The following is a 23,120-nucleotide window of genomic DNA, read 5'->3' on the forward strand; positions in this document are numbered from 1 at the left end:
CCATTGGTCCGTCGACAGGATCACGATGCGCGCCCCGGAGCGGGTGCACATGGGGTGGATTCCCTATGCCTGCGTTTCACCCGGTCGGATAAGGCCGTGCTCGACCGCATAGAGCGCGGCCGCGGCGCGGGTGGTCACGCCGATCTTGGAATAGACGCTCTGGATATGGTGGTCCGCGGTCTTGGGCGAGATATCGAGCTTGCGTGCCGCCTCCTTCGCCGTCAGTCCGGCGGCGATCAGGCGCAGCACCTCGATTTCGCGCGGCGTCATGCCGGCTAGCGCCCGCGGCAAAGCCCGGCGCGACTGCTGCCCCGCGAAAGACAACACGGCCTCTGCGGCGTCGGGGCAGATACAACCGTCACGCACAGCGGCGCGCAGCTGTGTCGCCGCCGCCTCGCTGGACAGCGCCTTGCGGTGCGGACGTTCCTCTCGCCACGTCTGGAAGGCTTCGGCAGCGGCCAGGATCCTTGCAGCCGGGGACAGATCGGAGCCGCCGACCTTGCGGTGATAGCCCGAGCCATCCAGGCGTTCGTGATGGCGAAGCACGAGGGCGGCCATCGCGTCGCCCTCGCGGCCGAACGAGGCCAGCGCCCGTTCGCCGTAATAGGCGTGCAGCTGTGCCGCGTCGCGCTCGCGGACAGACAGCGGGCCGTTGCGCATCCAGGTCGCCACCGGCACCACCAGTTCGCCGATATCATGGATGCAGCCCGACCAGCGCAGCGCGCGAACGTCAGGGTCCGGCAGCCCGATCCGTTTCCCCGCACCCGTGGCCAGTTCCGACACCATCCTCGAATGGCCCTGCGTAAACGGCATGCGCATGTCGATCATGTCGGCTATGGCCAGGAACGCTTCATCGCAAGCCCCCTCATCCAGCGTCACCGGCGGATCGGGCTCAAGCGCCAAAATGGTCTCGCGGTCGACCGTCGCGCCGATGCCCTCCATCAGGACCGCCGCGTTGGCCGAGACGAGCCGGGCCAGATCCGCTTCGTATGGGCCGTCGCCGCGGCTGGCGATGGTTTCGGCCATCTCGTCGATGCCGAGGGCATCGCTGAGCGCAATCGCATCCTGCGCCAATGTGATCAGGCGCACGGCGGGCAGGACATCCTCACCACTCAGCCCACGCGGCAGGCCTTTGCCGTCCCAGCGTTCGTAGATCTGTCCAAGATTGCGCCGGATCTCGTCGGACAGGCCGAGCCGCTCGCCGATCCGCTGCGCGACCTCGCAATGCGCTGTGAGCACCGGGCGGGCCACCGCGAGCGCCTGCGACATCGCGGCCTCGATCGCCCTGGCCTGCGCGTCAGGCTCGAGATCGTAGTAGAACCGCTTGAAGGCCTGCACGAAGACCCTGCCCAGTTCCGCACGATTGCCCATGTCGAGACCGACAAGATCCTGGCGGAGCGCGATTTCGTCGCCGAAGGTGGCCGACAGAAGGTCCGTGTCGGCATTGCAGCCGACATAGCGCAGCATCGACTGTTGGTAGGCATTGCGCCGAACCTCATCGGAAACACCCGCAAGCTCGGCGATCCGCATTGCAAGCACGCAGGATTTCAGCGCGAAGTCGCGAGAATGGCCGGTGGCAAGGTCCGAAGCATAGGCGAGGACCATCATAAAGTCCGCCCGGCGGATCGAGACGTTTGTCATCGCCCACCTCCCAGTGGGCTTATGCTAGCCCTGGGTGCCGCAAATACCTAGGGGAAAAATCCCAAGCCTGATGCACTATCCCGCGAGAAACAGAACTTCCGGGGTGGGTCAAAAAGCTGACCCTCGAATGGTCTACATTGCGTTGATCGTCAGCGCACCGCCTCGCGGTGGGCGCCGGGCAGGCGGGTGGCGATCAGCTTGTCGATGCGGCGGCCGTCGAGATCGACCACTTCGAAACGCCAGCCCTGCGCGTCGACGCATTCGCCGGTCGCCGGCAGATGATGCATGTGTGACAGCACATAGCCTGCGACGGTCTCGTAGTCGCGGTTTTCCGGGAGGTCGATGCCGAGAATGTCGGCCATCTCGTCGGCCTGCATGTAGCCGGCGAGCAGCCATGAGCCGTCCTCGCGCTTGACGGCATTCTCCTCGTCGCCGGCGTCGATATCCGCCCGGAAGACGCCGGTGATGGCTTCGAGAATGTCGGCCGGGGTGACGATGCCTTCGAAATGGCCATATTCGTCATGCACCAGCGCCATCGGCACATCGGATTCCTTGAGCTTCTGCAGCACATCCAGCGCGTCGGCCTGATCATAGACGATGGGCGCGGCGCGCACATGCCGGCGCGGGTCGAGCACACGACCGGCAAGCAGTGCTGCGAGCACGTCGCGCGTCTGGACGACGCCGACCATGACATCGACGCCGCCATCGCCCGCCGGCAAGCGCGAATGCTGGGTTTCCATCAAAAGCTTGCGGATGGCGCTCTCGTCGGACTGCAGATTGATCCAGTCAACCTCGGTGCGCGGTGTCATCACGGCGCGTACGGCGCGGTCGCCAAGCCGCATGACGCCGGCGATCATGCGCCGCTCGTCGGATTCGATGGTGCCGTGATGCTCGGCCTCGGCGACCAGCATCTTGATCTCCTCGTCGGTGACCTTCTCCTCGCTTTCGCCGCGCTGGCCGAGCAGCCACAATATGGCGCGGCCGGAAATGTCGAGCAGGAAGACCAGAGGGGCCGAGACGGTGGCAAGGATGGTCATTGCCGGGGCCGCCCGCGCGGCCACGCGTTCAGGATCGCGCAAGGCGATCTGCTTGGGCACCAGCTCGCCAACGATCAGCGAGAAATAGGTGATGATGGCGACGACGATGCCGACGCCAAGCGGATCGGCGACGTTTTCGCGCATGCCGTTCGAGACCAGGAAGGTGGCAAGCCGGTCGCCCAGCGTGGCGCCGGAAAACGCGCCGGAGAGAACGCCGACCAAAGTGATGCCGATCTGCACCGAGGACAGGAATTTGCCGGGATTGGAGCCAAGCTCAAGGGCACGACCGGCGCCGTTGACGCCGCGGTCGATCATCGCCTTGAGCCTGGCCGGGCGCGACGAGACAATGGCGAGCTCGGACATCGACAAAAGGCCGTTCACACAGATGAGGACGACCACGATAGCGATTTCAACGTATAGCATGAGCGGTCAATAGCATTGCGGCGCGGTTTTCGAAAATAGCTAAAGCGCGTCGCCTTTAAACGGATCCGGGCGTCGCGCTTTTAAGTCTTTGTTCTGATGCATGTCGTTGTCCCAGAACCGGAACCACTTTTGGGCAAATGATCTCATGGCAGTTGTTTCAACACGCCGACAACTGCCTCGCCGTCGGTGAAATAGGGATCGCCGCCGCCATTGCGCCCGGTGCTGGTGGCGCCGATGCCGGCCATGTCGCTGGTCGAGATCAGCGTGCCGGCGGTGGCCAGATCGCGCATCAGGAAATTGCGTTCGGCATCGATGTCGGGGCCGATATGATGGGTGATGGCGCCGGTATCGTGGCTCAGCCCCACGCCGCGATCGAAGCTGGCAGAACCAAGCCATAGCGGCCGGCCGTCATCGCCGGTCGCGCCGGTCTGCCAGAGGCGGACATGATGACGCCGGTCGGCGCTGGCTCCCACCGGTTTTTCGAAAGCAAGATCCTGGGCGCGGCCGTCGAACAGCAGCCGGCTGACCGGCGCATCCGGATAGGGATGGTCGAACAGCACGCTTTCACCGATCTCGATCGCGGTCTTCAAGGTTACGGCGTCGGCAGTGTCCCAGCCGGCGACGGCGAAGGCATGGACCACCTCCTTCTGCGTGCCGACAAGGCCGACATTGATCGGATCACCCGGAATGCCCTGCGGCGTGTGCGTCACCATCTCGAAGCGATGGGTGCGAAAGCCGCGATCCCGGAATGTCCAGAATTCCGGCGCGGCGAAATAGGCGAGCGCCAGATAGGCGGCCAACAAGGCCGCCACCCAGATTGCAACGCGTCGCCGAAAACTTCGCTGGCTCATGAAGGAGGCTCGATCTGTGCGGTATCTGTTGCCTGACGAACCCTGGAAATCAATGGCCAGGCGCGCGCAGTCGGTCTATCGTCAGCCATCGTTTTTGTGAGGGGGCAGGAATGAAGCGAAAGCCGGCAGGCCAAAGATCGATGGCGTTGACCGCCGACCTCGTCGCCAAGGTCGATCGTATCGAGCCTGATCCCGGTCCAGAGCCTGGAACCAGCGAGCATACCGACGCGGAGTTCGATGACCTTGTCGAACAGCTGCTTGTCGAATACCAGCCCGAAACGCTGTGGGTCTTTGCCTACGGTTCGCTAATCTGGAATCCCGAATTCGTCCATGTCGAACAGCGCCCGGCCACGGCGCAAGGGTGGCACCGCTCATTCTGCCTGAAGCTGACGCGCTGGCGCGGAACCCGCGATTTGCCGGCCCTGATGTTGGCCCTCGACCGTGGTGGCAGTTGCAACGGCATTGTTTACCGACTGCCGGCCGAAGATCATTTCGGACAGCTCGGCCAATTGCTGCGCCGGGAGATCGATGCGAACCCGCCAACCAACGTGCCGCGCTGGATCAAGGTCGGGACCAAGGAGGGTCCGCTGATCGCCCTGGCTTTCGTCGCCGCGCCAGACGGCAGGGCCTACGCCGGCCGGCAGCCGTTGGAACAGGTTGCCGACACGCTGGCCCGGGCTGCCGGACATTGGGGCTCGTCGGCGCAGTATCTGTTCCGGACCGTCGGCAAACTTGAGGAGAGCGGTATTCGCGACAGGAATTTGTGGCATATCCAGGATCTGGTGGCGCGCCAAATCATCGCTTCCACCGGTGGCGCTGATCCCGCCTGATCTTTTGCTAGAGTCTGTCCCATGCCGATGGAATCGGGATGGGCTCTATCTCGGTGTTTGAGCACGATCTTTTCCGAAGCCGGTATCCACTTTTCGGGATCGTGCCCTAGCGGCAGGCGCGATAACCGTTCCTGCGGTTCTTGATGTCGAAGTGGAAGTGGTTGCGGTGGTCGTAATTGTAGCCGGGGCCAAGCACTGTGGTGAAATACTGGCAGCCGTCGGCGCGCACATTGTTGAGGAAACCGCGGGTGCGGAAGGCAAACAGACCGGGTTTGCGCACGTCGATGTCGTCGCCATTGTTGAGTTCGATGCTCATGACGTCGAGCGCGTTGCCCTTGCCGTGCTCCGACAGCACGCCTTCGCCGGCGATGTTGCGGCAGGAATAGCTGGAGCCCTGGTGGATGGTCTTGACGCCGGAGAAATAGCGCCAGCGGGCGGAGGGAACGAGTTCGTTCTTGGTCCAGCCGGCGAAGGTGGCGGCCATATCGCAGGTCAGCGTCGCCGCGGGTTTCATCTGGATGCTGCCGATGGCCGAGACCTTGACCGGGTAGTCGATGCCGCACTGGCCTTCATGGATCGGCGCCAGGTCGGTGTAGGCGACATCGAGGCGCTTCAGCTGCTGGCGGCAGTCGGTTTCGCTGGCCGGCATCTGCTCGACCGGCGACATCGGCTCATCCATGCGCGGATAGGCGGCCGTCGTCATGTAGGGATTGGAGGGAACAAGCTTCTGCATGCCCGTATATTGCGGCACGGCAGCCGTCTGGGAGCCGACATCAACGGCCGGTTCAAGCGACAGCACGCTGCCGGTGTTGCAAGCCGAAACCGCCGCGAGGGCAAGGCCGGCGGCCACCATCGCTGCACGTTTCGATTGGCGCGCGGCGGCTGAAAAAACGGCGCGAAATTTGCCGGCCATTGGCGGAATCCCATTCACGGATATCCGGCATTTTAACGATCAAGGGTAAAGGAAAACTCAGCGCCCGCGTTCATGCCTGCGGCCGAATTGCGGCACGCGGTCTCGGCCGACCATGCTCACTGGCAGAAGGTGCCGCCATGGCGGCGCGGTTCGAGATCGAGATGGAAATGCAAGGCATGGTCGGGGTCGGCGCCTGGTCCGAGCACGGTCTTGAACGGTCCGCAGGCTGCCTTGCGCACGGCGTTGAGGAATTTCGCGTCCTTTTCCGGCGGCGTCGGGCCGACTTCGACCTTCTTGCCGTCCGACAGCGTGAAGCTGGCGATGTCGAGCGCGTTGCCGAAGGCGTGTTCCGACAGTTTTCGTGTACCGTGACGCGGCCGGCAGACAAAGGCCGATGCCTGGCCGATCGATTTCAGATCGGCGCCGAAATCGGCTTTCGCGGCCGGCTGGATGACATTTGCGGCAAAACGCGCCGCCACCTCGGCCATCGGGCAATTGAGCTCGGTGCCGGGGGCGATGGCGATTGACTTGCCAAGTGTCTTCAGGACGATCGGGTAGGGGATCGAGCAGCCGATTTCGGGATTGCTTTCCGCCTTGTGTTCCTCGAACTCGACGCCGAGCGTTTTCAGCCGCTCGCGGCAAGCGACTTCCTCTTCCGGCATTTTCGCGTCGGGAAGATCGGCCGAGCGCGGGTCGGGGAGCATTTTCTTGTCGCCTGCATCGGCCGGCTTTTGCGGCGGCTGCGGGGCGATGGGCGGCGGCTGAACCTCAGGTTCTGCGGTGTCGGGCTTTTGTGGCGGCGTCGGCGCTACAGCCGGGGGCTCCGGCTCGCTTTCCGTATTGGCCGATGGTTCGGGGCGGGCCTGCTTTTTTTGATGGGATTTTTCTTCATTGAACCGGCCCGCTGCGCCGCTCCCTGGAGCTTCCGTCTTCTGGTCGCCCTCGGTCTTTGAAGCGTCGGCCTTCGGCGCGTCTACGGGACGTGGCTGAGGCACCGGAACATCGGCAGGCGATGGCAGCGGCTCCTGCGTTTTCTGCTGTGTCTGGCTCGGCTTGACCTGCTGCTCGCTCCGCCGTTTCAGCGGCCGCTCGCCCCGCCGTTTCAGCGGCTGGTCGACCCGCGGTGTCAGCGGCTGCTCCACATGCGGCGCACGCAGCTTGTGGTGCCGGTGCCGATGCCTGGCGTCGGCTGGCGCAACCAGCAAAGCCGTGACGGCCACGACCAATGCTACTCTGCAGGTTTGGGAAAAGACAAACGACGCCATCGCCGTCAACGGCGCCAACGCAAGGAGGTTGCCTGCGCCCCATCACGAACGGTAACCACGGCGTTACGCGCCGATCGCTTCCAGCCCTTCCTCCAGCCAGTCGGCAAGCAGCGGCATGCCAAGCAGATACTTTGCCGTGCGCTTGTTGGCGCGTTCGCGCGCCGCGGCAAGCGCGTCCACCCATTCGGCGGCGTCGTAGTCGCCGCGACCGACCCAGGCCAGTGCGACCAGTTCGGCTGCTTCATCGACATTGAGGTCGTTGATCAGCTCGCGCAGCTCTTCCTCGGTGAGGTTTTCGGAACTCTCCTCGGCGAGGCCGTCATGATGGTGGTTGGCATGCGCCTCGCCATCGAGTTCGACCTCATGCTCGGCGCCATCGGCATAATCCTCGTTGACGGCGGCACTCAGTGCCTTGGCCTTGAGGATAAACAGGCGCACGGTGTCGGGGCCGATCGAAAGCTCCCAGTCCTTTTCAAGCCGCCGCTGCACGGGCCGTCTCCGTCAGGTCGTTTGCTTGGATGATAGCGGATTTACAGCATCCGTCACCTGATGTTCTGCCGTATGCTTTTTTCCGGGATGAAACCCAGGCCGTCCGGCGTTAGTGTTGCATTCTCACCCCTCAAGGAGGCTTCGATGCATAAAAGAATGCTGATCCAGGCGGCGACTGCCCTTGTCGCGCTGCAGTTCCTTGCCGTTCCGGCGTTCGCCGCCGGCAGCAGCGGTGGCAGCGATCAGACTGTCACCCAGTGCAAGAAGGGCGAAGTCTGGGACAAGAAGAAGAAAAAGTGCGTCGCACCCCAGGAAGGCATGCTGGACGACGACAGCATCTATGATGCAGGCCATTCGCTGGCGCTGGCCGGGCGCTATGACGAGGCGATCGCCGTGCTCAGCCTCGCCGCCAACAAGCAGGATCCGCGCATCCTCAACTATCTCGGTTATTCGCACCGCCATTCCGGCCGCGTCACCGTCGGCCTCGGCTATTACGAGGAAGCGCTGCGTATCGATCCCAACTATACACTGGTGCGCGAGTATCTCGGCGAGGCGCATCTGCAGATCGGCGATCTGGCCGGCGCCCAGCAGCAGTTGATGGAGATCGAGAAGCGGACCGGCAAGGGGTCGCGAGAATACGGCATGCTGTCGGAGCAGATCGATCATTTCATGCGGAGCTGATTCGGCTCCCTGTGCTTCTCAATCCGGCCGCGAGCGATCGCGGCCGGATTTTTGTTGCCGGCCATCCGCAATTGGCATTTGACCCGACGGCATTTGCGAAAGCAGCGATGGCATTTGTGAAAGCGGTAGATGATTTTTGCAAAACCGTTTTTTTGGCGTGAAAAACCCGCGAAGATTGCTATATTCAAGGAAATTGCGGTGAAACGGTTCCGTTAGCCCGAGGCTGTCGGACCGTTTTCTTTTTGTACCCATCGACAAGGCTTTCCCCGAAACGCGGGGGTGGCGGCAGGAAAGGTCAGGCATCATGAACAAGGTCCCGATGACAGGCGAGGGGTTCGCGTCATTGAAGGAAGAGCTGCGCTGGCGCCAGCAGGAAGAGCGGCCACGCATCATCGAGGCCATCTCCGAGGCGCGCTCGCATGGCGACCTTTCCGAAAATGCCGAATACCATGCCGCCAAAGAGGCGCAGAGCCTCAATGAGGGCCGGGTCAACGAGCTTGAAGATTATATCGCGCGCGCCGAAGTGATCGATGTCAGCAAGCTCAGCGGCGACAAGGTCAAGTTCGGCGCCACCGTGGTGCTGGTCGACGAGGACACCGAGGAAAAGAAGACCTACCGGATCGTCGGCGACCAGGAAGCCGACGTGAAGTCCGGCCGCATCTCGATCTCCTCGCCAATCGCGCGCGCGCTCATCGGCAAGGAAGTCGGCGACGCCATCGAGGTCAACGCGCCAGGCGGTGCCAGGGGGTATGAGATCGTCCAGGTGCAGTTTATTTAGGGATCCAAAGCGGGGGCCTTTGTTTCAATCCCGAACGCCGCGCCGCCCCTCATCTGGCTGCCGCCATCTTCTCCCCGTGAACGGGGAGAAGGACGCCTTCATCAATAATTTCGCCAATTTTTAGCGTTGCAAGTAAGGCGTTGGCGTTGCGGCCAGCTTCTTTCTCCCCGTCACTATACGGGGAGAAATGCCGGCAGGGCAATGAGGGGCGGCGCCAACGTTTCCAATTGAATTGATTGAATAAATCAATCTCTGCCGGTACTGGTCCGACCAAGCTCCAGCAGCCTCTCTGCCTCGCCCACCACTTCCGCCGGCGTTACACGCTCCCCGGGTGCGGCCAAGAGCGTCGACGCATAGGGCCCGCGCGGGCCGGTGAGGCCTGGCTCGGTCGCCAGGAACACCGCAACCGTCGGCAGACCGAAGGCGCTGGCGAGATGGGTCAGCCCGGTGTCGGCGCCGACGACCAGCGTCGAGCGGCCGATGATCGCGGCGATGTCGGCCAGTGGTGATTTTGGGACTACGATCGTTGACGGTACGGCGTTCGCGATCGCTTCGGCCGCCGCCTTTTCGCGCTCGTTCGACCATGTGGTGAACGGCGTCATTTCTCTTTCAACCAGCAGGCGGGCGGTTTCGATCCAGTCTTGGACCGGCCATTTCTTGTCCTCACGGCTGGTGCCGTGCAGCAGGAAGGCGATTTTTCCGGCGATGCCGGCCAGATTGCCGGGCGGCGGGACGATGCCGGAGTCCAGTCTCGAAAGATCGGGCCGATAGCCGAGCGCCAGCCCGAACAGCCGCCGCGTTCGTTCGATGGCGTGCAGGTCGCGCGGCACGGCGTAGGTGACGTCGTAGAACAGCGTCGCTGAAGGTTCGCGCGCGCTCGACCGGTCGAAGCCGGCGATCGGTGCGCCCGCCTGTCGTGCCACCAGGGCTGATTTCAGCAGGCCCTGCGCATCGATGACGAGGTCGTAGCGGCATTCGCGCAAGGTGCGGCGCAAGGCGGCCGCTTCGCGCCAGGTGCCGCCGTCGAGCAGTGCCTTGCGCCAGCGCCGGATCGCCACCGTGTGGATCCTGTCGATCGCCGGATGCAGCGTCACGATGCCGGCGAATGCCTCTTCCACGCACCAGTCGAAGGATACGTCCGGCCTGACAAGGCGGGCATCCTCGACGGCCGGAAAGGTGTGGATGACATCGCCCATCGACGACGTCTTGACGATGAGGACCTTCATGCGGCTGCCGGGATTTCCAGCAGGCGTTTCGCCGCCGCCGCGACCTGCTGGACTTCAAGCGTCTTCAGGCAGTTGAGGTGGCCGAGCGGGCAGACCTTCTGGTGGCAAGGCGAACAGGACAGGCCGAGCCAGACCAGTTCGCGCCGTTCGGCCAGCGGCGGCGTATTTTGCGGCGAGGTCGAGCCATAGACGGCAACGATCGGCGTGCCGACGGCGGCGGCGACATGCATCAGCCCGCTGTCGTTGGACACCGCCAGCCTTGCCACTGATATCAGGTCGATGGCGTCCTCCAGCCTCGTCTGGCCGGCGAGGTCGACAACGCCGGGGGCGAGGGCGGCTATCTCCGCCGTCACGTCGCGGTCGTTCTTCGAGCCGAACAGCGCGACCTTCAAACCCTTCGCCATAAAATCACGGGCAAGCCCGGCATAGCTTTCGCTCGGCCAGCGCTTGGCCGGGCCGAACTCGGCGCCAGGCATCAGGGCGACGAATTTCTGCGGCGCCAGCCCGAAGCGGTCGAGCAGGGCGACCTGGTTTTTCGCGTCCACGGTCAGCCGTGGCGCCCGGAAGCCGCCGCCCTGGGCGAGGCCGAAATAGGCCTGCGCCGTGCGTCGCTTGACGCTGTCGGGCAGCGGCACGATGTCGGTCAAGAGGCCATAGCGCATTTCGCGCAAATGACCGAAACGGCGCGGAATGCGGGCAAAGAACGGAATCAGTGCCGATTTCCAGCTGCCCGGCAGGACATAGGCCATGTCGTAGCGGCCGCGCAGCAGGCGGCCGAAGCGGCGGCGATGGGTGAATTCGAGCGCGCCGGGTTTCAGCGGAAAGTCGATCTGCTGGCGGATTTCGGGCATGCGCTTGACCAGCGGTGCGGCCCAGGCAGGCGCCAGCACATCGATCGCTGCGTTGGGATGCAGCTCTTTCAGCGCCGAAAACAGGCACTGCGCCATCACCATGTCGCCCACCCAGCGTGGGCCGATCACGAGGATCGTTGGGCTTTCAGCCATTCGACATAGTCTCTGACACCGGTTTCCACTGTCCGGAATTGGCCATTGTAACCGACTGCGCGCAAACGGGACATATCAGCTTGTGTAAAGCTCTGGTAGCTGCCCTTGAGATGGTCGGGGAATTCGATGAACTCGATCTCGCCTTTACCCAACGTGTCGATCACCGTTTCGGCGATGGCGCGGAACGGCTGGGCGCGGCCGGTGCCGCAATTGAAGATGCCACTCGAGCCGCGCTTCCACAGCCACAGATTGACGTCGGCGACATCGCCGACATGGATGAAGTCGCGGCTTTGTTCGCCGGGTCCGAACCCATCATAGGCGCCGAACAGTTTTGGGTTCTCGCCCCGTTCGACCTGGTTGAACAGATGGAAGGCGACCGAAGCCATGGCGCCCTTGTGCGCCTCGCGCGGGCCATAGACGTTGAAGTAGCGCAGGCCTGCAACCTGCGAATGGTCGGTATCGAAGATGGTGCGCCTGATATAGTCGTCGAACAGCTTCTTGGAATAGGCATAGACGTTAAGCGGCCGCTCCAGCGCCGGGTCCTCGCGAAAATCGGCGCCGCCGCCGTAAACGGAGGCCGAGGAAGCGTAGAGGAAGGGCACGCGCAGCGCCTGGCTGGCATGCAGCAGCCGCTTCGAGAAGGCGTAGTTCACCTCCATCATGAACTTGCCGTTCCACTCGGTGGTGGTCGAGCAGGCGCCCTGATGGAAGACGGCCTCGATGCGGCCGAGCGAGCCGGCCTCCATGCGGGGCAGCAAATCGTCCTTGTCGAGATAGTCGGCTATCCGCAAATCGGCGAGATTGGAAATCTTGTGGCCGTCGGTGAGGTCGTCGACGACCAGGATGTCGTCATGGCCTTCGGCGTTGAGCGCGGCGACGATGTTGGAGCCGATCATGCCGGCGCCGCCCGTGACGATGATCATGTTGTTGGCCCTGATACGCGTTTCGCTTGCCGATTCCGGCCCTTATAAGGGAGGCAAGGTGGGCTGTCGATAAAGCAGGCAACGGAGCGGATGTCACAGTGGCGCCGCAAAGCTTCCGCTTCAGTCGGTTTGTGCAGCCCGGCATGATCGTGAGGGACAAAGAATGCCGTCGACCGAACTGCTCATCGCGTTTTTCGCCACCACGGCGATCTTCGCCTACATTCCCGGCCCGGCCATGCTCTATGCCGCAGCGCAGACGATGGCGCGCGGTCGCTGGTCCGGGCTGACCGCGGCGCTTGGCATCCACTTGGGCGGCTACGTGCATGTCTTCGCCGCTGCCGCCGGCCTGTCGGTGCTGTTCCACGCCGTGCCGACGCTCTACATGGCGGTCAAGCTGGTCGGCGCGCTCTACCTGATCTGGCTCGGCGTCTCGCTGTTCCGCAAGCGCGTGGAGGGCGATGCGGCGCTGCCCGCGATCGAGCGGAAATCGGCGCGGCGCGCCTTTTTCGAGAGCATCACCGTCGAGGTGCTCAATCCGAAGACGGCAATCTTCTTCATGGCCTTCCTGCCGCAGTTCATCGATGCCTCGGCGGCATTTCCGGTCTGGCTGCAGTTCGTCGTGTTGGGCACCATCGTCAATCTGATGTTTTCTTCGGCAGATGTCGTCTGCGTGTTCCTGGCGGGTGCCGTGATCGGCCGGCTGCGGCGTTCGAGCCGCGCACAGCGCCTGATGCAGCGGGCCGGCGGCGCGGTGCTGGTCGGGCTGGGTGTCCATGTCGCCTTGCAGAAGAGCTGACCGCCTGGGCCATCGCGGCCATGGCCAGCCGTTGCGCTACGTGGATTTGCGGTATATCGGCTTCGCCATGAACGATCCGGCCCGTCGATTGATGATACCCTGCAAGATTGAAATCGGCCTTTTCCAAGCGTTGCCAGTGACATGATCAAGCACAATCCGCCTTCTCCCGAACCCCTGCACCGCGCCATTGCGCGGTTCGGCCAGGCCACCGTGCTGGTGGTCGGCGACTTCATCCTCGACCGCTTCGTCAACGGCGTCATCGAACGGATCTCGCCGGAAGCGCCGATCCCGGTGCTGCACGGGCGCGGCGAAACCTCGACGATGGGCGGCGCCGGCAATGTCGTCGCCAACATCGTCTCGCTCGGCGCATCCGCGGTTCCCGTGTCGGTGATCGGCACTGACGCCGCCGGAGACAATCTCGTGCGCATGCTGCGCGAACTCGGCGCCGACACGGTGGGCCTGGCGCAGGAGCGTGGCCGCATGACCTCGTCGAAGAGCCGTTTCAGCGCGCTCAACCAGCAGGTGCTGCGCTTCGACGAGGAGGAGATCAAGCCGCTCGGCGCCGCAGAGCGCGCCGGTTTGATCCAGCATTTCCGCGCGGCGCTGACGCGCGCCGACATCGTCATCCTGTCCGACTACGGCAAGGGCATATTGCTCGACGGCGTCGCCGGCGACCTGATCGCCATCTGCCGCGAGGCGGGAAAGCCGGTGCTGGTCGATCCCAAGGGCCGCGACTATGTGCGCTATGCCGGGGCGACCGCCATCACCCCCAACCGCAAGGAGCTTGGCGAAGCCGTCGGCCATGCCGTGTTCGCCGATGACGAGATTGTTGCGGCGGCGCGCCAGCTGATTTCGGCGCATGGCTTCGACTTCGTCGTTGCGACGCGCAGCGAAAAGGGCATGAGCGTGGTCGGCCCGACCGAGGCGCGCCACATCGCGACCCAGGCGCGCGAAGTGTTCGACGTTTCGGGCGCCGGCGATACGGTGATCGCGAGCTTTGCATTGGCGCTGGCGGCCGGTGCCGACCCCGTCGCGGCGGCCTCGATCGCCAATGCCGCCGGCGGCGTCGTGGTGGGAAAACGCGGCACAGCGCGGCTGACGGTCGAGGAACTCACCGGTGCGCTGTTCCGCTCGCACGGGCCGACCGCCCACAAGGACGCCATCCTCGATGCCACGTCAGCCGCACGCATGGTGGCGGCGTGGAAGGAAGAGGGCTTGAGCGTCGGCTTCACCAATGGCTGCTTCGACATCCTGCATGCCGGTCATGTCAGTCTCTTGCACGCGGCGCGCAGCCAGTGCGACCGGCTGGTGCTCGGCCTCAACAGCGATGCCTCGGTGCGGCGGCTGAAGGGTGCCGGGCGGCCGGTCAACGACCAGCATGACCGCGCCTGTGTGCTCGCAGCCCTTGCCTCGGTCGATGCGGTCGTGGTGTTCGAGGAAGACACGCCCTTGGCGCTGATCGAAGTGCTGCTGCCCGACATATTGGTCAAGGGCGCCGACTACACGATCGACACCGTGGTCGGTGCCGATGTGGTGAAGAAAGCGGGCGGACGCGTCGTGCTGGTCGATCTCGTCGCCGGCAAAAGCACCACCAGCACCATTGGCAAATTGCGCGCTGGCGGCACCACCAACTGAGGAATTCATGTCTAACTTGAACGACTACCTGGTCCGCTCGGCGGCCGCGATTTCCGCCATGGTCGAGCGCGACCTGACCAGCGAGATGGAGCGGGCAGTGAGCGCCGTCGTGACGGCTCTTTCGCAGGGCAAAGCCTTCCTGATCTGCGGCAATGGCGGCTCGGCCAGCGATGCCATCCACATCGCCGGCGAACTGGTCGGCCGCTTCCTCAAGGAGCGTAAGGCCTACAATGTCATCGCGCTGCCGGCCAATGCCGCTGTGCTGACCGCCTGGGGCAATGATTATGGCTTCGACACGGTGTTTTCGCGCCAGGTCGAGGCGCATGGCTCGGCGGGCGGCGTGCTGCTGGCAATCTCGACCAGCGGCAATTCGCCGAGCATTCTCGCCGCCGCCGAACAGGCGCGGATGATGGACATGACGGTGATCGGCCTGACCGGCGACACCGGCGGCAAGCTCAAGCCGCTGTCCGACATCCTGCTCAACGTGCCCTCGACCTCGACGCCGATCATCCAGCAGGGGCATCTGTGCCTCTATCACCATCTGTGCGAAGTGGTCGAAGCGCGTCTCAGCAATGGCTGACGGGACGCTGTCGTGAAGCCCGAACCCTATCCGCTCCAGGAGCCCGGCCTATGGGTCGAGCGGGTCGGCTCGAAGATGTTTCCCGCCGGCACTCCGGCGCTGTTCTTTGACCGCGACGGCACCATCAATGTCGATACCGGCTATCCCGATGATCCGGCCGAAATGGTCCTGCGCGAGGATATCGCTGCGGCGATCGGTGCCGCCAATCGGGCTGGCATTCCCGTCATCATCGTCACCAACCAGTCGGGCATCGCGCGCGGTTATTACGGCTGGGGCGATTTCGCCGCCGTCAACGGCCGCGTGCTCGACCTGCTGCGCGCCGACAACGCGTTCGTGGATATGGTCCTTGCCTGCGCCTATCACGAGGCGGGCGAGGGGCCGCTTGCGATCGCCGATCATCCGATGCGCAAGCCCAATCCGGGCATGCTGCTGGAGGCGGGCAGACGTTTCGGGCTCGATCTGCAGCGCTCGCTGATCGTCGGCGACAAGCCGGCGGACATGGAGGCGGGACAGCGTGCCGGCCTCTCGCAGGGCTGGCTGGTCGACGGCGAAGCGGTTGTTCAATCGGGCTTCGCGGTCAGGCCCTGGCGCGATCGCGAGGATTTTGGCGGCCTGCTCGCCGCAATAGCGACACTCGGCGCAGGCGAGCCGTGACGGCTCACGCCGGGTCGTTGTCTCGCCAAGCTTCATAAAGCTTGGCCTCGGTGGCGAACGAATACACCATCACCATCATCGAATAGACGAAGCCGTGCCGGCCGCACAGGAAGTAGCGCTTGGCCAGATAGAATTTCAGGAAGTTGCCGAGCGGCGACAGGACCAGCCTTATCAAGCCGGGCTTCTTGCCTCTCTCGACCAGCGTGGCAACCTTGAGGCTGGAGTAGGTGTTGGCCCTTGCCAGGTCCTCCGCGATGGTCATTTCGCGGCGATGCAGCAACACGCCATTTTTAATCGTACCGGTTTCGCCCGGCACCTCGAACGATTCGTGGACCCGCAGGTCAATGTCCATGGTGGCCTTGTCGCGGCGGAAAAGACGCAGCAGCCTGTTGTGCAGCACCCAGCGGTGCGCATAGCCATAGCCTTTCAGCTTGTCGCGGCGTCTTACGTACCATCCGTCGATGGTGTCATTCCGAGGCTGCGTCACGGTCATGATCGACTGCCTGAGTAGGTCGTCGACGGCCTCATCGGCTTCAATCGAAAGGCACCATGGCTGCGTCGCTTGATCAAGCGCGAATTGCCGCTGCCGTGGAAAACCCGGCCAGTCGTTGTGAAACAGCCTTATCGGGTAGCCCTTGGCGATGAACGCTTGAATGACGTCCAGGGTGTTATCCGTCGAACCTGAATCGACGACGATGATCTCGGCGCAGAAGTCGACGCTTTCCAGGCAAGGGCCGATCATGTCGGCTTCGTTCATGCAGATGATAAGCGCCGAAACCGGGCTAGAAAATCGAGTCATGATCCCACTCTGCGGCACACTGTTCTGGGAAATTATGCTGCTTGCGCCAACTGTTTTTTACGCAATCCCGGACGAAAAACCGTACACGCTTTCCTGAAATTGCCTTAGGAAACCAACATGGCGGCCATGACAGGCAGAATGCCACCGCTTTCTACACCAGAGCCTGTCGAATGCGAAAGCGGCCCTGGTAAGGCGAAGCCGGGAATTCGCCTCGACCGGGCACGCTCGATGTGGTGCTGCCGTCCACCGGCCTCAAGGCTGTGCAAACGAGACCAGTCCTTCGTCCTTGATCCGGCGGATGGTGAGTGCGGTGCGCACCGTGTCGACATTCGGGGTCGAGGTCAGTTCCTCGATGACGAAGGTCTGGAAGGCACCGAGGTCGCTCGCCACGCAATGCAGCAGGAAATCGGATTCCCCCGACACCATCCAGGCGTCGCGCACGATCGGCCAGCCGCGGGTGCGCTCGGCAAAGGTGCGCAGCTCGGCATCGGCCTGGTGATGCAGGCCGATCAGGCAGAAGGCGACGACATCGAGGCCAAGCGCCGGCGCGTTGAGCAGGGCACGGTAGCCGCGGATGATGCCGGCTTCCTCCAGCCGCTTGACGCGGCGCAGGCACGGCGGCGCCGAAATGCCAACGCGGTTCGACAGTTCGACATTGGTCATGCGCCCATCGGCCTGAAGTTCGCGCAGGATCTTCCAGTCGATGGCGTCGAGATCGGCCTTGAGCGGCATGAGGGCTCTCGATAAGTCAGGGGCAACACGCAAGAATCTTGCGTGATTTTGTAATTAAACGACTTCGCTGTCCATTCCATCCCTCGCTCGGAATATTTCGGAGGATCAAAGCAGCGACAGGGTGCGACAAAGCTTTCCGGGGACGAATGCCAACTTGCCTTGCTGGCGTCGTGGGCAACACTTACATTACGCGCGATATCGACGAGTTTTCCATGCCGCAATTGCCGGCAGCCCTCCGCAGAGGCTTCCAGATGAACACCAAGCATGCGCCCGTTCTCATCATCGGTTCCGGCCCGGCCGGCTATACGGCGGCGGTCTACGCCGCGCGCGCCATGCTGAAGCCGATGCTGGTCGCCGGCCTGCAGCAGGGCGGCCAGTTGATGATCACCACCGATGTCGAGAACTATCCCGGCTTCGCCGACCCCATCCAGGGTCCGTGGCTGATGGAGCAGATGCTGAAGCAGGCCGAACACGTCGGCACCGACATCATCAACGACATCATCACCGAGGTCGACCTCAATGTGCGACCGTTCCGCGCCAAGGGCGATTCCGGCACCACCTACACCGCCGACGCGCTGATCATCGCCACCGGCGCGCAAGCCAAATGGCTGGGCATCCCGACCGAACAGACCTTCATGGGCTTCGGCGTCTCGGCCTGCGCCACCTGCGACGGCTTCTTCTACCGCGGCAAGGATGTCGCGGTGATCGGCGGCGGCAATTCGGCGGTGGAAGAAGCGCTCTATCTGTCGAACTTGGCCAAGAGCGTGACCGTCATCCACAGGCGCAACGATTTCCGCGCCGAGCGGATCCTGCGCGAGCGGCTCCTGAAGAAGGACAATGTCCGTGTCATCTGGGACACGATCGTCGACGAGATCACCGGCCGTCCCGGCAAGGCGCCCCTGCCGCCTTCGGTCGAAGGCCTGAAGTTGCGCAATGCGGTGACCGGCCAGGAAACGCATCTCAAGGTCGACGGCGTGTTCGTGGCCATCGGCCACGCGCCGGCGGTCGAGCTGTTTGCCGGCAAGCTGAAGCAGAAGCCGAACGGCTATCTGTGGACGGCGCCGGATTCGACCCGCACCGACGTTCCCGGCGTGTTCGCGGCGGGCGACGTGACCGACGACATCTACCGCCAGGCGGTGACGGCGGCAGGGCTCGGCTGCATGGCGGCACTCGAGGCGGAGAAGTATCTGGCCGGCATCGAAGTGCTCCGCGAAGCGGCGGAGTAGAGAGAGTTCAGAAAGCGGCTTATAAAGGCCGTGTAAAAGCCTGATTTTTCATTCAGACGCCAAAACGGAACGAGGGGAATCATGGCGTTGGACTGGGACAAGCTACGCGTGTTTCACGCTGCGGCGGAGGCGGGGTCGTTTACCCATGCGGCCGAGACATTGCATCTGTCGCAATCGGCGATCTCGCGGCAGGTCAGCGCGCTCGAGCATGATGTCGGCGTGCCGCTGTTCAACCGCCACGCCCGCGGGCTGGTGCTGACCGAGCAGGGCGAAATGCTGTTCCGCACGGCGCATGACGTGCTGATGAAGCTCGAAACCATCAAGTCGCGGCTGACCGAGACCAAGGACCGCCCCTCCGGCGTGCTCAGGGTGACGACCACCGTCGGGCTGGGCGCCGGCTGGCTGACCGAGCGGGTCCAGGAGTTCATCGAGCTCTATCCAGAAATCAGCCTGCAGCTGATCCTCGCCAACGAGGAACTGGACCTGACCATGCGCCAGGCCGATTGCGCCATCCGGCTGCGCCAGCCGCAGCAGCCGGACCTGATCCAACGCCGCCTGTTCACCGTGCATTTCCACCTCTATGCCTCACCCACCTATGTCGCCAAGCACGGCAAGCCGGCTTCCGTGGCCGAACTGAAGAGCCATCGCATTGTCACCTTCGGCGTGCCGGTGCCGTCGCATCTGTCGGAGCTGAACTGGCTGGAAACGGTTGGCGATTTCGAAGGCGGACAAAGGGTGCCGACGCTGCAGATCAACGACATATTGTCGATCAAGCGTGCGGTGCAGGGCGGCGCCGGCATCGCCATGCTGCCCGACTATGTGATCAGCAAGGACTCCGACCTGGTGCAATTGCTGCCGGCGACCGAAGTGCCGTCCTTCGACACCTATTTCGCTTATCCGGACGCGATGAAGAACCAGGCCAAGCTGCATGTCTTTCGCGATTTCATCATTGCCAAGGCCCGAAGCTGGTCTTTTTGAGGGCATGTCGATCGGTCCGGCCTGACCTGAATCTCGACATGCCCTGGAACGGCGCAGCTTGGTTTCTTCGGCTCACCCGCGCCAGGGCGTCAGCCGAGGCAGCCAGCCGGGCACAGCGTGGCGATAGGCTTCGTATTGCGCGCCGTAGCGGCGGGCCAATGTCGGCTCCTCATAGAGCCTGACGAACGACACCATGGCGATCGCGCCGATGACGGCGTAGGCGGCAAGCGTCCAGCTCGAGAACAGCAGCGCCTGGCCGAGGATGATCGACAGCACCGCGACATACATCGGGTTGCGGACATGGCGGTAGATGCCGCCGATCACCAGTCTCTCGGTCGGCGCGACCGGAGCGGGCGTGCCCAGCCCCTCGAGCGCAAAGCGGCCAAAGGCATGCAGCAGCGCAGCTGTCGCGGCGACGATCAGGAGCCCGCCAACAGGGACGAAGCCCGGCAGGCTCGACCATGGCAAGCCCCAGCGATCGGTCAACAGCCAGGGCACCAGCCCGGCTACCACGCCGGGTGCGGCGATGAAGAACGCTGCGCTGCCGGCGATCGCCGAAAACGTCCGCATTGGGTGCTTCCTCCCTGACTGCCTGAGAAATGAACGGTTGCTGCCTGCTTCCACGTCATTACGCGTTTTTGGCATTTGGGGACAGAAACCGATCGCGATTGGTGATTCTGTAGTGAGAATCGCGTCTCCGTGCGCTCCGTTTCGTTGATTTTGCTGGTCCTATCGGCTCTCGGAATGGGTTAGACCACAGCCTGCGTCTTTTTGCATGCGTGTGTTGCAAAATAGATGCTTGTTTCTTGGGCATGATGAGCAGATATATAGATCATCTCCTGGGCGCGTTCTCCTCCCATTAGCGCCCTAGAGTGTTCCCCTCTGGAGGTTAGCCTTAACAGGCACTTCCAATCAAACTCAGCCGGATCTTCGTTGATCCGGCTTTTTTGTTGCCCGAGCTCTGCCGGAGCGACTCAAAAATTCATCAGAGTTGCCACGTAACAGTGACATGTAACCTCAGGTAACATGACACGGACGCCCGGCACGTGCTATCCAGACGATAGGACGCGGTGTGGTCGTGCGGGAGATGGGGGCATCACTCGGACGGCCCGGGCTCAGGCGGCTACCGCGTCCGAACCGTTTCTGCCGCCGAAGCTCGACGGCACCAATGCGGCGGACCTGCCGTTTTACCTCCCAAGGAAACGGTCCGCAGATAAAACGACGTCCGGTCCCCGCCGGGCGTCGTTTTCATTTGGCCCCTCGAACCGAGGTTCGAGGGGAACGTGGCATCCTTGTTCTCATGCATGTCGTTGTCCCAAAACCGCTGCGCAGTTTTGGGCGACATGCATCAGATGGAATCAGGCAGCCTTGCCGTTGGTGTTCATCGCCTCGTCGGCGAGACGCCCGGTGAGTTCAGCCATGTGGTCGAAGACGGCACGGTAGCTGGCGACGCCAGCGGTCGCCGAGCGCAATTCGATGATCAGGTCGCCGATCTCGGCTTGCGGCATGGTTGCCTCGACGACATCCCATCCCGGCCAGTCAGGCCGCGCATCATAGCCGAGGATCTGGCCGCGCCGCTGCGGGATGAGCGCGATGATCTTCGAGGTCGCGTCGGAGGGCGTGACGATCTCGACCTTCATCACCGGCTCCAGAAGCACCGGTGCGCAGGCGGCCATGCCTTCCTTCATCGCCAGCCTGGCCGCCATCTGGAAGGCCATGTCGGAGGAATCAACCGCGTGGTAGGAGCCGTCCGACAGGTTGACGGCGACATCGACGACGGGAAAGCCGAGCGGGCCGGACTTCAGATAGTCACGCACGCCGGTTTCGACCGACTGGATATAGGTCTTCGGCACGACGCCGCCGGTGATGGTGTCGGTGAACTGGAAGCCGGAGCCGCGCGGCAGCGGCTTGATCTCGATCACCACGTCGCCGAACTGGCCATGGCCTCCGGACTGTTTCTTGTGACGGCCGCGCTGCTGCGCCGCTTTGCGGATCGTCTCGCGATAGGGCACCGCCGGCGCATGGCCTTCGACCGGGATCTGGTTCTTGCCTTCCAGCCGCTCGCGCACGACGCGCAGATGCATCTCGCCATGGCCCGACAGCACGGTCTCGGCCGAGTCTTGGTTGTGGCGCAGGCTGAGCGAAGGGTCTTCCTCGGCCAGCCGCTGGATGGCGGCCGACATCTTCACTTCGTCCTTGCGCTCCTTGGGGCGCAGCGCGAAAGCGAAGACCGGCTGCGGCGGCTCGAACTCAAGCAACGGCTTGATGCCGCCCTTGGCCGAACTCAGCGTCTGGCCGGTCTTGACCTCGTCCAGCTTGCCCAGCGCCACCGTGTCGCCGGCCTTGGCGATGGTGAGCTTGAACTGGTCCTTGCCGAGCATTCGGTAGATCCCGGAAACCTTCGCCGTGTCGCCGCCGGGCAGCCAGAGTTCGGAGCCGTCGACGACCTGGCCGGACAGGATGCGCGACACCGACAGCTTGCCGCCATGTGGCGTGTGGATGGTCTTCATCACCTGAGCCACGGTGGCCGCGCCGTCGGGCGCGCCGAGCCGCTTGCGGGTCGCCTCGATGTCGGGCGCGTCGTGGCGGATCGCCTTCAAGAGGCGCAGCACGCCGTTGCCTTTCTCGGCGGTGCCGATCAGCACCGGTGTCACCGCGCCATCGCGCAGATCGGCGGCGAGGTCGTCGAAGACGGCGTCCTTGGGCGGCTCGATCTCCTCGAGCAGCTGTTCCATCAGCTGGTCGTCATGGTCGGCCAGTGTCTCCAGCATGGAGAAGCGCGCCTCCAGTTCGCGCGCCTTGTCGTCGCCCGGTATTTCGGTCACTTCACTCTCGGCATATTCGCGATAGATGTAGGCCCGCTCCAGCGCCAGATCGATCGAGCCGATGACGACGCCATCCTTGCGCAGCGGAATCTGGCGCAGCAGCAACGGCACGGCGCTGGCCGGCTGCAGCATCTTCAGCGTGTCGCGCACGCCGGCGATTGCCTTGTCGACCTTGTTGAGGAACAGGATGCGCGGCACGCCAAGATCGTCGAGCCTGCGCATGATCAGCTGCAGGGCGGGGATCTTCTTTTCGTCGGCCTCGGCAACGACCACAGCGAGGTCGCAGGCGGCCAGCACCGGCTCGGCCTCGAAGGCGAATTCGATGGAGCCGGGACAATCGACGAAAGTAAGCTGCTCGCCCATGAATTCGGTGGTGGCGAAGGTCGCCTCGACGCTCATCGCGTGGGCGCGCGCCTCTGGCGAATGATCTGAAACGGTGTTGCCCGATGAGACGGGATTTTGTCGGGGAATTGAGCCAGTGCGGGCCAATATGGCTTCGAGAAGTGTCGTCTTACCGCTTGCGAAGGGACCGATTATGGCAATGCATTTCGGTCCCGTGCGTCGTCCTCCGGCGCGAGTACCCATGACTGACCTCCACTCAGGCGTTTCCCGTAGGACCGACTGGCATGCATGGTTCAGTCGTGGTCAATCGGTCCTGAGCGGCGGCCGGCCTGTTCGACCGTCGCGGGCGGGGTTCTTTTGGTTTCGCCACCTGCCCAAAGCCATCGTCCCACTTGTTTGCCGGCAGGGCAAGAAAAATAGAGACCTTGCGGCGGCGCGCGAAACGGCCGGTTGCGCCTTGGATGATATCGGCCGAGAATGCGTTTTGTCTCA

23 protein-coding genes are annotated in these 23,120 nt (G+C 63.5%); 9 read left to right on the forward strand and 14 right to left on the reverse strand.

Features of this window, described 5'->3' with window-relative positions; genetic code table 11:
- Positions 1-63: 63 nt before the first annotated feature.
- The 3 genes from B5V02_RS04070 to B5V02_RS04080 form a co-directional block, all read right to left on the reverse strand.
- The gene (locus B5V02_RS04070) at positions 64-1,641 is read right to left on the reverse strand and encodes an HD domain-containing phosphohydrolase (RefSeq protein ID WP_111542935.1); all 1,578 of its coding nucleotides are present in this window, start codon (positions 1,639-1,641) and stop codon (positions 64-66) included.
- Between the two features lie 149 nt (positions 1,642-1,790).
- Positions 1,791-3,101 (reverse strand): hemolysin family protein, encoded by a 1,311-nt coding sequence (locus B5V02_RS04075; RefSeq protein WP_111542936.1) that lies wholly within the window; start codon positions 3,099-3,101, stop codon positions 1,791-1,793.
- 143 nt (positions 3,102-3,244) lie between these two features.
- Positions 3,245-3,952: an LssY C-terminal domain-containing protein gene (locus B5V02_RS04080; RefSeq protein ID WP_111542937.1), complete on the reverse strand. Its 708-nt coding sequence runs from the start codon at positions 3,950-3,952 to the stop codon at positions 3,245-3,247.
- 110 nt (positions 3,953-4,062) lie between these two features.
- On the opposite strand from B5V02_RS04080, the gene B5V02_RS04085 reads away from it, so the two are divergent.
- A complete protein-coding gene (locus tag B5V02_RS04085; RefSeq protein ID WP_111542938.1) occupies positions 4,063-4,782 on the forward strand; it encodes a gamma-glutamylcyclotransferase in 720 nt (239 codons plus the stop codon).
- Between the two features lie 106 nt (positions 4,783-4,888).
- Here B5V02_RS04085 and B5V02_RS04090 read toward each other — a convergent pair whose 3' ends face one another.
- The 3 genes from B5V02_RS04090 to B5V02_RS04100 form a co-directional block, all read right to left on the reverse strand.
- Positions 4,889-5,695: an extensin-like domain-containing protein gene (locus tag B5V02_RS04090; protein WP_111542939.1), complete on the reverse strand. Its 807-nt coding sequence runs from the start codon at positions 5,693-5,695 to the stop codon at positions 4,889-4,891.
- Between the two features lie 116 nt (positions 5,696-5,811).
- Entirely contained in the window at positions 5,812-6,837 is a 1,026-nt protein-coding gene (locus tag B5V02_RS04095; protein WP_167458411.1) for an extensin-like domain-containing protein, read from the reverse strand.
- Positions 6,838-7,023: 186 nt separating this feature from the next.
- Positions 7,024-7,449, reverse strand: a complete 426-nt coding sequence (locus B5V02_RS04100; RefSeq protein WP_111542941.1) for a DUF3775 domain-containing protein — start codon at positions 7,447-7,449, stop codon at positions 7,024-7,026.
- Between the two features lie 144 nt (positions 7,450-7,593).
- Here B5V02_RS04100 and B5V02_RS04105 point away from each other — a divergent pair, with 144 nt between their 5' ends.
- A complete protein-coding gene (locus B5V02_RS04105) occupies positions 7,594-8,130 on the forward strand; it encodes a tetratricopeptide repeat protein (RefSeq protein WP_111542942.1) in 537 nt (178 codons plus the stop codon).
- Between the two features lie 18 nt (positions 8,131-8,148).
- On the opposite strand, the gene B5V02_RS40020 is transcribed toward B5V02_RS04105, so the two are convergent.
- Positions 8,149-8,436 (reverse strand): hypothetical protein, encoded by a 288-nt coding sequence (locus B5V02_RS40020; RefSeq protein ID WP_146606014.1) that lies wholly within the window; start codon positions 8,434-8,436, stop codon positions 8,149-8,151.
- Between B5V02_RS40020 and greA the strand changes: the two genes are divergently transcribed.
- Entirely contained in the window at positions 8,435-8,908 is a 474-nt protein-coding gene (gene greA / locus B5V02_RS04110) for a transcription elongation factor GreA (RefSeq protein ID WP_095090920.1), read from the forward strand. The two genes, B5V02_RS40020 and greA, sit on opposite strands and share 2 nt — an antisense overlap.
- Before the next feature lie 245 nt (positions 8,909-9,153).
- Here the strand turns inward: greA and waaC are convergent, their stop codons facing one another.
- Genes waaC through rfaD form a run of 3 tightly spaced genes read right to left on the reverse strand, consistent with a single transcriptional unit; the run spans position 9,154 to position 12,061 of the window.
- The gene (gene waaC, locus B5V02_RS04115) at positions 9,154-10,134 is read right to left on the reverse strand and encodes a lipopolysaccharide heptosyltransferase I (protein WP_111542943.1); all 981 of its coding nucleotides are present in this window, start codon (positions 10,132-10,134) and stop codon (positions 9,154-9,156) included.
- A complete protein-coding gene (gene waaF / locus B5V02_RS04120; RefSeq protein WP_111542944.1) occupies positions 10,131-11,138 on the reverse strand; it encodes a lipopolysaccharide heptosyltransferase II in 1,008 nt (335 codons plus the stop codon). The genes waaC and waaF overlap by 4 nt, the downstream gene beginning before the upstream one ends.
- Complete coding sequence (gene rfaD, locus B5V02_RS04125; RefSeq protein ID WP_111542945.1) at positions 11,111-12,061, reverse strand: ADP-glyceromanno-heptose 6-epimerase; 951 nt, start codon at positions 12,059-12,061, stop codon at positions 11,111-11,113. The genes waaF and rfaD overlap by 28 nt, the downstream gene beginning before the upstream one ends.
- A 163-nt stretch (positions 12,062-12,224) precedes the next feature.
- Between rfaD and B5V02_RS04130 the strand changes: the two genes are divergently transcribed.
- The 4 genes from B5V02_RS04130 (at position 12,225) to B5V02_RS04145 (ending at position 15,726) form a co-directional block, all read left to right on the forward strand.
- Entirely contained in the window at positions 12,225-12,857 is a 633-nt protein-coding gene (locus tag B5V02_RS04130) for a LysE family translocator (protein WP_111542946.1), read from the forward strand.
- Between the two features lie 141 nt (positions 12,858-12,998).
- Positions 12,999-14,492, forward strand: coding sequence for a D-glycero-beta-D-manno-heptose-7-phosphate kinase (gene rfaE1 / locus B5V02_RS04135; RefSeq protein ID WP_111542947.1), 1,494 nt, complete (start codon positions 12,999-13,001; stop codon positions 14,490-14,492).
- A 7-nt stretch (positions 14,493-14,499) separates the two neighbouring features.
- Positions 14,500-15,072, forward strand: a complete 573-nt coding sequence (locus B5V02_RS04140; protein ID WP_111542948.1) for a D-sedoheptulose-7-phosphate isomerase — start codon at positions 14,500-14,502, stop codon at positions 15,070-15,072.
- A gap of 12 nt (positions 15,073-15,084) precedes the next feature.
- Positions 15,085-15,726, forward strand: coding sequence for an HAD family hydrolase (locus B5V02_RS04145; protein ID WP_245445671.1), 642 nt, complete (start codon positions 15,085-15,087; stop codon positions 15,724-15,726).
- A gap of 4 nt (positions 15,727-15,730) precedes the next feature.
- On the opposite strand, the gene B5V02_RS04150 is transcribed toward B5V02_RS04145, so the two are convergent.
- Together B5V02_RS04150 and B5V02_RS04155 are read right to left on the reverse strand one after the other, a co-directional pair.
- Positions 15,731-16,525, reverse strand: a complete 795-nt coding sequence (locus B5V02_RS04150) for a glycosyltransferase family 2 protein (protein ID WP_111542949.1) — start codon at positions 16,523-16,525, stop codon at positions 15,731-15,733.
- Positions 16,526-16,777: 252 nt separating this feature from the next.
- A complete protein-coding gene (locus tag B5V02_RS04155; protein ID WP_111542950.1) occupies positions 16,778-17,257 on the reverse strand; it encodes an Lrp/AsnC family transcriptional regulator in 480 nt (159 codons plus the stop codon).
- Positions 17,258-17,508: 251 nt separating this feature from the next.
- Between B5V02_RS04155 and trxB the strand changes: the two genes are divergently transcribed.
- Positions 17,509-18,483, forward strand: a complete 975-nt coding sequence (gene trxB, locus B5V02_RS04160) for a thioredoxin-disulfide reductase (RefSeq protein ID WP_111543723.1) — start codon at positions 17,509-17,511, stop codon at positions 18,481-18,483.
- An 81-nt stretch (positions 18,484-18,564) separates the two neighbouring features.
- Entirely contained in the window at positions 18,565-19,461 is an 897-nt protein-coding gene (locus B5V02_RS04165) for a LysR family transcriptional regulator (RefSeq protein ID WP_111542951.1), read from the forward strand.
- Positions 19,462-19,533: 72 nt separating this feature from the next.
- Here the strand turns inward: B5V02_RS04165 and B5V02_RS04170 are convergent, their stop codons facing one another.
- Entirely contained in the window at positions 19,534-20,031 is a 498-nt protein-coding gene (locus tag B5V02_RS04170; RefSeq protein ID WP_111542952.1) for a methyltransferase family protein, read from the reverse strand.
- Between the two features lie 788 nt (positions 20,032-20,819).
- Positions 20,820-22,871 (reverse strand): elongation factor G, encoded by a 2,052-nt coding sequence (locus B5V02_RS04180; RefSeq protein WP_111542954.1) that lies wholly within the window; start codon positions 22,869-22,871, stop codon positions 20,820-20,822.
- Positions 22,872-23,120: the final 249 nt, after the last annotated feature.

This window comes from Mesorhizobium kowhaii (genome assembly GCF_003253745.1).
Taxonomy (GTDB): domain Bacteria; phylum Pseudomonadota; class Alphaproteobacteria; order Rhizobiales; family Rhizobiaceae; genus Mesorhizobium; species Mesorhizobium kowhaii.